This is a genomic window from Pseudomonas sp. RA_5y_Pfl1_P24, assembly GCF_963970945.1.
GTDB lineage: Bacteria > Pseudomonadota > Gammaproteobacteria > Pseudomonadales > Pseudomonadaceae > Aquipseudomonas > Aquipseudomonas tritici.
The window spans coordinates 17396-27296 of the sequence record NZ_CAXAOJ010000026.1; the positions used below are offsets into that span (position 1 = coordinate 17396).

Sequence of the window (9901 nt, forward strand, 5' to 3'; positions counted from 1 at the left end):
GATTGCCTCACGATTGTTGAACAATCTCATGCTTAGAGGTAACCACTTTTCATGCCAACGTCCATGACAGGGGACATACGTATAAATCGATACAACATGGTCAGAATACCTTCCTGTAACCGAGGCCTTCTTATGCGTTATTTATCCGACCACAAAGCCCAGCCCCACCAACGCATCATCAAGGAAGCCTCCGTGCGTTTTCGCCGCGACGGCATCGGCGCCACCGGTCTACCGCCGTTGATGAAAGCGCTGAACCTGACGCATGAAGGCTTCTACGCACAGGAAGAACTGGTGGAAAAGGCCATGCTGGCCGCAGCTGCCGAGCTGGATGTACGTTGCGAAATGCTGTTCAGCCAGGAACGACCGCTGGAAGCGTTCATCGGCAGCTACCTCTCGGAGCGGCACATGACCACTCCTGATCAGGGATGCCCGCTGCCAACCATGTCCTCCGAACTGAAACTGAGAGGCCAACACAGTGCAACGACGGATGCACTGCTAAACGCACGAATGAAGCAGCTTGGAACGGCTGTTGCGGCTAGATAGGATGATGCACGCAGCCTGGTGATGATATCGACATTAGTGGGCGCTTTGGTACTGGCCCGGAGCGTCGAGGACAAAGCACTGGCGATGCAAATATTGGATGTGGTGCGAGAAAAATTGAGAACCCAGGTTTCAGAGGATGAAAAAGCCGGTCGGTGACCGGCCTCCCCTTATTGGCTTAGTTGATTACAAGCCTCTCGCGATTCTTCTCCAGCAACGCCTTGCCAATGCCCTTCACTTCCAGCAACTCATCCACCGCCGTGAACGGGCCATTGCTTTCGCGGTAGGCCACGATTGCCTTGGCTTTGGAGGCGCCAATCCCAAACATGTCGCGACGCAAGGTTTCGGCGTCGGCGGCGTTCAGGTTGACCTTGGCGGATTGCTCGGTTTTGGACATCTGGGCGGTGATGGGGGTTGGGGCTTCCGGTTTGATGGAGGGGGCTGCGGTGGTGGTTACGGAGAGGGTGGTGAGGAAGGCGAAGATTAGGGGGGTGAGGAAGGTGTTTTGCATTTGACGCTCCATGACGTGGGTAAGAGAAAAGCAGCTTTCCGAAGCTGCATTTCCACGTTAGATGAAACTTCAACCAAGTCAAAAAAACTCATGTTACAGAGCATTAACTTGCTCGGCGATACCGCTCCGAATACGTGTTCAAACAAGCTAGACACTTCGTTTAATTTGTTCAGCTATATGACTACAACATTCAAACAGCTCACCAATTTCAGAATGTGTCAGACACAGACCCGATTGACTGCACTTCCGGAACACAACCAGTTGATCGCGAAGGGCCAGTTAAAACGCCCGCTTATGCGTTTAACAGTGCGCCAAGACAGTACATCTGCCTAGAGTTAATGTCCTGCTGCCCCCCTCTCGCTGCCATTCACTCATATGTCACGTTCAGTGACCCCTTCCAGCAACCCAACAGAATGAAAACCCGGGGATATCGATCTAGGGTTAGCTTGAAGAGTAACGTTCCCGATGAAACCAGGCCAAGGACCTGACCTGGGTATACAGGCAGGCGCGGTACGGTGAGCAGCGCTAGCTGCGACTGAACCGCTCACGTAGGGATAGCGGCATCTGGTATATTGCTCGGCTTAACCGCAAGCAGATCCAACGCGGCGAAGCAAATTTCGAAAGCTAGGGGTGACTTTGCGATTGATTGACACTCAGCCATACGCCCCCCTGTACAATCGTCGAAACGTTTTAAAGAACGATGCCGTCCTTTAGCATACCCTTGATGACGGGTCTCGAGTACGGAAGCCATTCATGGAATGGAATCACCCACATGAGGCTTACGGCGACTCACTGTCACGAGGGCCCGACTTGTAGAGGGCGAGCGGCGCCGACTCCTCGCCCAATCGAACATATGACGAAAATTTTCGTGTACCTCGAGACAGCTTCGCGTAATCTTGAACTTTTTCAAGACCTGCTTGAAAAAACGGTTAAATGCTTGAAAACGCAACTCTATTTATTTTTAGTTAAATTTATCGCAGATGGTGGGATAAGGAAGATGAGCTTAATCAGATGGATTGACTTTCCTAGTTTGGGTGACGAGAGGGGGGGGCTGGTAGCGCTCGAAATCGGCATGGAAAAGGCAATTCCGTTTGATATCAAGCGTGTCTACTATATTTATCGGACGGCTGAAGATGTTAGCCGGGGATTTCATGCACACCGTAACTTAAAGCAAGTTGCTATTTGCGTTATGGGGAAACTGAGAATGGTCCTTGATAATGGGCTAGTCCGCGAAGAATGCTGGATAGAAAACCCAACCAAGGGAATACTGATTGAGAGCATGGTATGGCGAGAAATGCACGACTTTAGCGACGACTGCATTTTGTTAGTACTGGCCAGCGAGCACTATGATGAGTCGGACTATATTCGCAATTATGAAGATTTCGTAGAGGCGGCGAAAAATGCCTAAGATTCACCCGCTGGCAGACGTTAAAAGCGAAAAAGTTGGGGCCGCCACACGAATTTGGCAGTTCAGCATTGTCTTTGAAGGTGCCACCATCGGAAGTAACTGTAATGTCTGCGCACATACTTTAATCGAAAGTGACGTTATCATTGGTAATAATGTAACCATAAAGTCAGGTGTGTTCTTATGGGATGGGACCCGCATTGAGGATGACGTTTTTTTAGGCCCCAATGCGACGTTCACAAATGACCCCACGCCCAGATCAAAGATTTACCCAGATACGTTCAAGGGCATAACAGTTATGAGGGGGGCCAGCATTGGCGCTAATGCCACGTTGCTGCCGGGTGTAACTGTCGGTTCCTATGCGATGGTTGGTGCGGGTGCCGTTGTAACAAAGAACGTTCCAGACCGCGCCGTAGTTATCGGCAACCCCGCAAAAATCATCAGGTATGTCGATAAATGATCAGCTTTCTCGATTTGAAAAAAATCAACGCGGTGATGCGCGAAGAGTTAATTGAGTCTTGCACTCGAGTTATTGATTCAGGCTGGTTTATCGGCGGCAGTGAGCTATCTAACTTTGAAGCACAATTTGCGACATATACGCAAAGCCGCCACTGCATCGGCGTGGCGAATGGCCTAGATGCGCTGAACCTGACACTGCGCGCATGGAAGGAATTAGGCAAGCTTAAGGAGGGAGATGAAGTTATCGTCCCCGCCAATACCTATATCGCAAGCATTCTGGCCATTACGGAAAATCGGCTGACTCCCGTCTTAGTAGAGCCGACTGCAACGACGTACAACTTGAACCCCCGGCTTGTCGAGGCCGCTATTACACCAAGGACCCGGGTCATTATGCCGGTGCACCTATATGGCCAACTGTGCGATATGCCAGCGTTAACGTCTCTCGCGGAAAGATACAACCTCCTTGTATTGGAGGACTCCGCTCAAGCACACGGCGCCCGTGATAATGGTCGCTGCGCGGGTAGCTGGGGCGATGCATCCGGATTCAGCTTTTACCCCGGGAAAAATCTAGGGGCGTTGGGCGATGCGGGGGCGATCACTACAGACGATGACGAACTGGCCGATACCGTGAGAGCACTACGAAATTACGGCTCACACGAGAAATACAAGAACCTCTATCAAGGCGTGAACAGCCGCCTCGACGAAATTCAAGCGGCCATGCTGAGTGTCAAACTCAAGTATCTGGATGAGCAGACGAAAGGTCGACGAGATGTCGCCCAGAAATACATGGAGGGCATCCGCAACCCCGGTATAACGCTGCCAGTAGCAGCGGGAACACCCGTGCAATCCCTTGAAAATCATGTTTGGCACGTATTTGTTATTCGATGCGAACGACGCGATGAATTGCAGCAGTATTTGCTCGCTCAAGGGATTCAAACGATCATTCACTACCCTGTTCCAGCACACCAACAACAGGCCTACAAGCAGTGGAGCTCTCGTAGTTACCCCCTGACCGAGGCGATACACAAGCAAGTGCTGAGTCTGCCGATAAGCCCTGTCATGACACCGTCAGAAGTTGAATTTGTCATCACAGCTGTCAATAATTTTGAGTGTGAAGTGTGAACTGATGATTGCATCGTTAATGCGACTCTGGAGGAGTCTTACACTAAAAAGGAAGGTACAGCTATCTATTATCCTTGTTCTTATGATCATCGCTTCGTTTGCCGAAGTGTTGAGCATTGGCGCGATAGTTCCCTTTCTAGCGGTGCTGATCAATCCAGAAAAAATAATGGATCAGCCGTTGGCGAGCAGTATGTTCTCAGCACTTGGTATCAATGCCGCTGACGGACTGCTTCTGCCGCTTACTGTGATCTTCGCACTTGCAGCTATTCTGTCAGGGGTTAGTCGTTTTGTCTTGATGTGGGCACAGAACCGCTTCAGCTCCGCGGTAGGCAGCGACTTGGCGGGCGGCATATATAAGTCAGTCATCCATCAGCCCTACAGCATGCACCTGTCACGAAATAGCAGTGAGGTCACTACAGCGATCTTCAACAAAGTTGATACTGTTGTCCGTGAATTTCTCATCCCCACGCTGACGATTGCCAGCTCGGCGTTTATGATGCTGGCGATACTTATCATCGTATTGGCGATTGAGCCGGCTGTAGCGCTCCTTGCATTTGCCAGCTTTGGCAGTGTTTACATATTAGTCATTTTTGCGACAAAAAAACAACTTGGCAAAGACAGCCTTGAGGTGAGTTCAAGCTCTGACAAACTTTTAAAGTTATTGAATGAAAGCCTTGAAGGTATTCGTGACGTCATCATCGACTCTTCTCAGCTTAATTATCGGAAAGACTTCGACACTACCGATTCAACGTTGCGCAGAGCCAAAGCCAACATACAAATTATCGCGAACGCACCACGCTATACGATCGAATCGTTTGGCATGTTGATGGTTGCTGTCTTTGCCTACTGGCTCGCACAGCAACCAGGAGGGTTATTAGCTTCTATACCTATGCTGGGAGCACTGGCACTGGCGGCGCAACGCCTATTACCAGTATTGCAACAGTCCTATGCCGCCTGGGCCTGCATTAGAGGCGCGCATGATTCTTTGCTGGATGTACTCGACCTGCTTCCAGAGACAGACGTTCAGCTCGACACAGACACTCCCCGGACCCATCAACCGTTCAATCATTCGCTATCGCTTAACGCTGTATCTTTTCGCTATGATGAAGATGGCCCGTGGGTTCTCAAGGACATCAATCTAAAAATCCCTAAGGGTGGCCGTGTCGGGTTAGTTGGAGCAACTGGGAGTGGCAAAAGTACGCTGCTCGACATGTTGATGGGCTTGCTGCCACCGACCGAAGGTACTTTCCTGGTAGACGACCAAAAAATCACAACAGCCAATTGCCGCAACTGGCAGTCCAATATTGCACATGTCCCTCAGCTGATATTTCTATCCGACGCCTCTGTCGCCGAAAACATTGCCTTTGGGATACCTTATCAAGATATTGACTTTGAACGCGTTCGTCGGGCGGCGGAAAAAGCCCAAATGGCAGAAGTTATCGAGTCATGGACGAATAGCTATGATACGCCCGTGGGAGAAAGAGGCGTTTTTCTGTCCGGTGGACAGCGTCAGCGGATCGCGATTGCCCGAGCATTTTACAAAGAAGCAAAAGTCATTGTCCTAGACGAGGCAACCAGTGCGCTCGACAGCAAAACCGAGCTCGAGGTGATGCGAGCCGTAGAGGGGCTGGGAGAGGACATAACACTGATAGTGATAGCTCATCGACTCAACACTCTCAAGGGATGTGACACGGTTGTAGAAATAGAGAATGGCATGATCGTGAAGAGCGGACCCTACCAGTCCCTATGCGGCGCCACATAAAAACAGTCTGAATGAGTATCGGCTCCTTAATAGTAGGCTTTGGACGTTATGATTCAAAACGCTCACCCCATCAGAAATATAGATTGCACCGTCATTATAAATTCTTGTGACAACTATGAAGATGTATGGCTGCCTTTTTTTAGTGCTTTCAAGGAAATGTGGCCGGATTGCGACTGCAGAATCGTCTTGAATACGGAGCATAAGAGCTTCAGCTTTGAAGGTCTGCACATAGACACTTTAAACTTGAGCCCTGCAGACGGTAAAAAGCCATGGGGGTGGCGGTTGCGTAAAGCGTTATCCATGGTGGACACGCCGTTCGTAATCGCTCTATTTGACGACTTTATCTTAGAAGCACCTGTCAATAAGGAAAAATTAGCCAGGTGCATTCAAGATATAAAAAATAACGCTGAAATTAGCGTGTTTTATTTTAATAATATTCCAGGGATCAATTCGCCCGACCCCAAACACGATGCATTTGAATTAATCGGCAGTAGAAACGACTACCGTTTGAATTCCGCACCCGCGTTATGGAGGACCCAAAGACTCTTGAACTTTACAGGCGAACTTGACTCGCCATGGGCTTGGGAGTTTTTTGGCAGCGCCCGGACCTACAGTGGCAACGATAAATTTTATTGCGCGCAGATAGATAAGGAAGATACGTTTATCTACAACTATAAAATGGGGGGGGCGATACGCAGGGGCAAGTGGGTTTCAAGTGTGATATTACCCGCCGTAAAAAAATATAATCTTGCTATAGATTTAGAGCAAAGGGGAATTGCCAGCGAGTCATTATCAAATGGCAAATACAGTCTGAAGTGGAAAATTGATTTCTTCTTGTTAGGGTTCAGGATGATTAGATTCGGTGCCTTCATTTTTCTCTATAGAGTCTTAATCAAAAAGCTATCGAAACGTTTTCAAAGGTACACAGCATGATCAAGGACAACTTTACGTTTGCGATTCTGACGTTCAATCACGAATCGTATATAATTGAACACCTTGAAAGCATAAGGTATTTGATCGAAAACTTCGGTTCTGCGTACAACGTCAACCTGATCATCGCGGATGACGGCTCTCGAGACCGAACCATTGAACTGGCCAAACACTGGCTATTGACGCACGAAGCCTTATTTTCCGATGTCATCGTTCTGGCAGACGGCTCGAATCGCGGCACCTGCTTTAACTACACTCGCCTATGGCCGCTGATTAAGAGTGATTTTTTCAAAATAACTGCCGGTGACGATGTTTACTCTTGCGTAAATATTTTCAATCAAATTGAACGCTTAGGGCATAACGATTTTTTCTCAGGCCTACCCTTACTGTTAATTGACGGAAGGATTGGCGAGTCACGTTCTACTATTTTCCATATTTTGGCGACGGACGTTATCTATAAAGGAAGAACATTTATAGAGCGTCTAAAAGGAATCAGCAGTATCAATACGCCAAATTTATTTTGTAATAGAAAATTTTTAGACGACAAAGACCTGTGCAGCTTTATAAACACCTTTAGTGTTACTGAGGATTTTCCGATGATCGTGAAAATCGCGAACTCTTACGAAAACATTACTTTTATCCAAGCCAAGGAAGTATATGTTTACTACAGGCGAACCCCAGGCTCCACTTATCTTATTCGGGGCTCTGACTTCGACGTGGATAAATTGCAAGTCTTTGACTACATGCTCTCTAATGAGAAAAACTGGCTGGACAGATTCATTCTGAAAAATAGAATTTATTGCTATAAACTTAACAATACGCTTTTGAAAAAATTGCTGAATATCGGATATCATTTATACCTGTTTAACGTGGTAGTGAATTTATTCCCAATTATCAAAGCGTGTTCACAATCACCTTCAAATTCACACGTACACCAAGCACACTACGACCTCATTGCTAAACGAGCACGCACCTTTCTGCAAAACGCACAGAGCGCAGCAACACATAATTAACAACACACAGTAAGCACAATAATTGTAGAAGCACATTGTTATTGCACTACCAGTGCCAAGCGACACTTTCTTTCAGGAGTTGAAGAATGAGTACCACAAAGACCTATGCACCACTACTATTGGTCGAGGCCTATTTATTATTTGGCTTGTGGTTATTCTTTTTTGGCCCCATTTACTGGCCATTAGAAAACAAGGGTGAATTCCTCGCTTTTATTTCCCTATACCATGCCTTCTTCATTGCAGGGTATATTCTGCAAAGTTCATTTTTTGTCAAAAACAAAACAGTCGAACCCGCGCTGAAGCCGGTGCCGACAGACGACAATATATTTGTCAGATATTTCTGGATCATACTGCTCTTGGCATTCGCTGCGGATGTGGTGGTGCATAGGAACACTACGCTTTCAAACTCATATATTCCTGATGATTTTTTTTCTGGTCTGTACAGAGGACTGGTAATACCTTGGGAAGCGAGGGCCTACTACGCATCAGAAGCCTCCATGGTGGGCTTTGTAAAAAAACCCTATGTAACGGCGATAACTTTATTTTCTGGCCCGTTTAAATACATACTGTTGCCAGGCCTTGTATTTTATTGGCACGCGCTTAGCAATACCCGTAAAGTCGCTGGCATATTTGTCATTACGATCCCGCTACTGACAGGGATCATTGCCAGTTTAAGCGTGATAAATTTTTCTTACGTATTTATAATTTCGATCTGCTTAGGCGTACTAGTTGCCTCAAATAAATCAAAGGGAGTCATTTCCACACTCAAACAGCGAAAGTTTTTTCTAGCATTCCTTGCCGTCATGTTCCTATTTTCTTTCTGGCAGTTCTACAGCGTTAAGTCTGCACACTCGCCCTATCAAGTGATGGTCGAGAACAGCAAACCTCAGTCCTTTGATTACTTAAAACAAAAGGGAATCACCTTTAAAAGTGAAGATCCAGGCGCTGAAAGATCTAACGTTGTGGACTTTTACGAAAAACTAACCAGCTATATGCTTCAAGGCTACTACGGAATGTCGATTTCGCTTGACGAAGACTTTCAATCTTCGTTTGGCATTGGACACTCTGTCTTTTTGCAAAAATCCTTCGCTCAATACTTGGGCATTGACGTTAGAGACAGAACCTTCCCACATAAAATCACTGAACAGTGGGACGAGTTTGTTTTTTGGCACTCTTTCTATACATACATAGCCAATGACGTTGGATTCTGGGGAGTCACAATCGTCATGCTGATACTGGGCGCTTACTTTTCAAACGTTTATCTTTCAGCCACGCTGCAAGATAATCTTTATGCCAAAATGCTGCTCCCCTTATTTGGCATTCTATTTTTGTATATCCCGGCAAACAACCAAGTCTTTGGCTTTCTCGAAACAATGATTTCTTTTTGGATTTTAACGTTGCTTTTTATCCTGTCCAAAAGAAATGTCCGCTCCAATCGGTCTACGGTAATCCCCCCTGAAAAAAATACTCATCAGAAGTAGAATTTTCTCCTAATCGGATCAAGGAAATTTGTAAGCGATCCACCAAGCACACCTACAATCAGGTACGGTTTCCGTTTACCGTGGCATTTCCGGTGAGCAGTTCCACGGTAACAACGCTTCGTAGTCTTCTGCCGTGGATGCATGCGGCAACCGCTCAAGTACGTGGCGCAGCCACGTATAGGGCTCCTGGCCGTTGACCTTGGCGGTCTCGACCAAGCTATAGATCTGCGCACTGGCGGTGGCGCCTTTGGGCGTATCGCTGAACAACCATGCCTTGCGCCCTATGACAAACGGTTTTATTGCGCGCTCGGCTTTATTGTTGTCTATCGGTAAAAACCCAGCCTCCACGTAACGCTCCAGCCGGCTCCAGTTGCTGGCCAGATAATTAACGGCCTTGCCCAGCGCACTTTGCGGCGTCACTTGGGACTGGGTTTTCTCCAGCCAGCTTTGCAGTTGGGCAAGCACCGGTAAGCTCTGTTCCTGGCGACCGACAAAACGCTGATCACCCGTGACCTCTTTGAGTTCACGTTCGATACCATACAGCTTGTTAATCGTAAGCGCTCCATAAACCCCACATTCAAAGCGCTGATCTGATCCCGGATGCTGTGCTCCCGATTCCCTCAGGAGCCAGCTCGCCATGATGCGACCCGATGCCAAAGTCGAAAAAGTGTATCTGTA

General features: G+C 47.6%; 9 protein-coding genes and 1 pseudogene. 8 read left to right on the plus strand and 2 right to left on the minus strand.

Annotated elements, in window-relative coordinates; translation table 11 throughout:
- The first annotated feature begins 132 nt into the window (after positions 1 to 132).
- Positions 133 to 699 (plus strand): annotated as a pseudogene (locus AACY30_RS27190) (TetR/AcrR family transcriptional regulator).
- A 19-nt stretch (positions 700 to 718) separates the two neighbouring features.
- On the opposite strand, the gene AACY30_RS27195 reads toward AACY30_RS27190, so the two are convergent.
- Positions 719 to 1051, minus strand: coding sequence for a ComEA family DNA-binding protein (locus AACY30_RS27195; protein ID WP_339541449.1), 333 nt, complete (start codon positions 1049 to 1051; stop codon positions 719 to 721).
- Between the two features lie 868 nt (positions 1052 to 1919).
- Between AACY30_RS27195 and AACY30_RS27200 the strand changes: the two genes are divergently transcribed.
- From AACY30_RS27200 to AACY30_RS27230, 7 genes are all read left to right on the plus strand, one after another.
- Positions 1920 to 2459, plus strand: a complete 540-nt coding sequence (locus tag AACY30_RS27200) for a sugar 3,4-ketoisomerase (RefSeq protein ID WP_339541450.1) — start codon at positions 1920 to 1922, stop codon at positions 2457 to 2459.
- The gene (locus AACY30_RS27205; protein ID WP_339541451.1) at positions 2452 to 2916 is read left to right on the plus strand and encodes an acyltransferase; all 465 of its coding nucleotides are present in this window, start codon (positions 2452 to 2454) and stop codon (positions 2914 to 2916) included. Before AACY30_RS27200 ends, AACY30_RS27205 begins: the two co-directional genes overlap by 8 nt.
- On the plus strand, positions 2913 to 4037 hold the full coding sequence (locus AACY30_RS27210) for a DegT/DnrJ/EryC1/StrS family aminotransferase (RefSeq protein ID WP_339541453.1): 1125 nt from the start codon (positions 2913 to 2915) through the stop codon (positions 4035 to 4037). The genes AACY30_RS27205 and AACY30_RS27210 overlap by 4 nt, the downstream gene beginning before the upstream one ends.
- 4 nt (positions 4038 to 4041) lie before the next feature.
- Positions 4042 to 5799, plus strand: coding sequence for an ABC transporter ATP-binding protein (locus AACY30_RS27215; RefSeq protein ID WP_339541454.1), 1758 nt, complete (start codon positions 4042 to 4044; stop codon positions 5797 to 5799).
- 48 nt (positions 5800 to 5847) lie between these two features.
- Positions 5848 to 6732, plus strand: coding sequence for a hypothetical protein (locus AACY30_RS27220; RefSeq protein ID WP_339541455.1), 885 nt, complete (start codon positions 5848 to 5850; stop codon positions 6730 to 6732).
- On the plus strand, positions 6729 to 7742 hold the full coding sequence (locus tag AACY30_RS27225; RefSeq protein WP_339541456.1) for a glycosyltransferase family A protein: 1014 nt from the start codon (positions 6729 to 6731) through the stop codon (positions 7740 to 7742). Before AACY30_RS27220 ends, AACY30_RS27225 begins: the two co-directional genes overlap by 4 nt.
- An 86-nt stretch (positions 7743 to 7828) precedes the next feature.
- Positions 7829 to 9223, plus strand: coding sequence for a hypothetical protein (locus AACY30_RS27230; protein ID WP_339541457.1), 1395 nt, complete (start codon positions 7829 to 7831; stop codon positions 9221 to 9223).
- A gap of 75 nt (positions 9224 to 9298) precedes the next feature.
- Here the strand turns inward: AACY30_RS27230 and AACY30_RS27235 are convergent.
- On the minus strand, positions 9299 to 9901 hold a 603-nt coding region (locus tag AACY30_RS27235; RefSeq protein WP_339541458.1), incomplete at its 5' end, for an IS66 family transposase.

Coding starts and splice junctions, on each gene's coding strand:
- AACY30_RS27195 (WP_339541449.1), bottom strand. CDS start 1,051: ATGCAAAACACCTTCCTCACCCCCCTAATCTTCGCCTTCCTCACCACC.
- AACY30_RS27215 (WP_339541454.1), top strand. CDS start 4,042: ATGATTGCATCGTTAATGCGACTCTGGAGGAGTCTTACACTAAAAAGG.
- AACY30_RS27205 (WP_339541451.1), top strand. CDS start 2,452: ATGCCTAAGATTCACCCGCTGGCAGACGTTAAAAGCGAAAAAGTTGGG.
- AACY30_RS27220 (WP_339541455.1), top strand. CDS start 5,848: ATGATTCAAAACGCTCACCCCATCAGAAATATAGATTGCACCGTCATT.
- AACY30_RS27230 (WP_339541457.1), top strand. CDS start 7,829: ATGAGTACCACAAAGACCTATGCACCACTACTATTGGTCGAGGCCTAT.
- AACY30_RS27210 (WP_339541453.1), top strand. CDS start 2,913: ATGATCAGCTTTCTCGATTTGAAAAAAATCAACGCGGTGATGCGCGAA.
- AACY30_RS27225 (WP_339541456.1), top strand. CDS start 6,729: ATGATCAAGGACAACTTTACGTTTGCGATTCTGACGTTCAATCACGAA.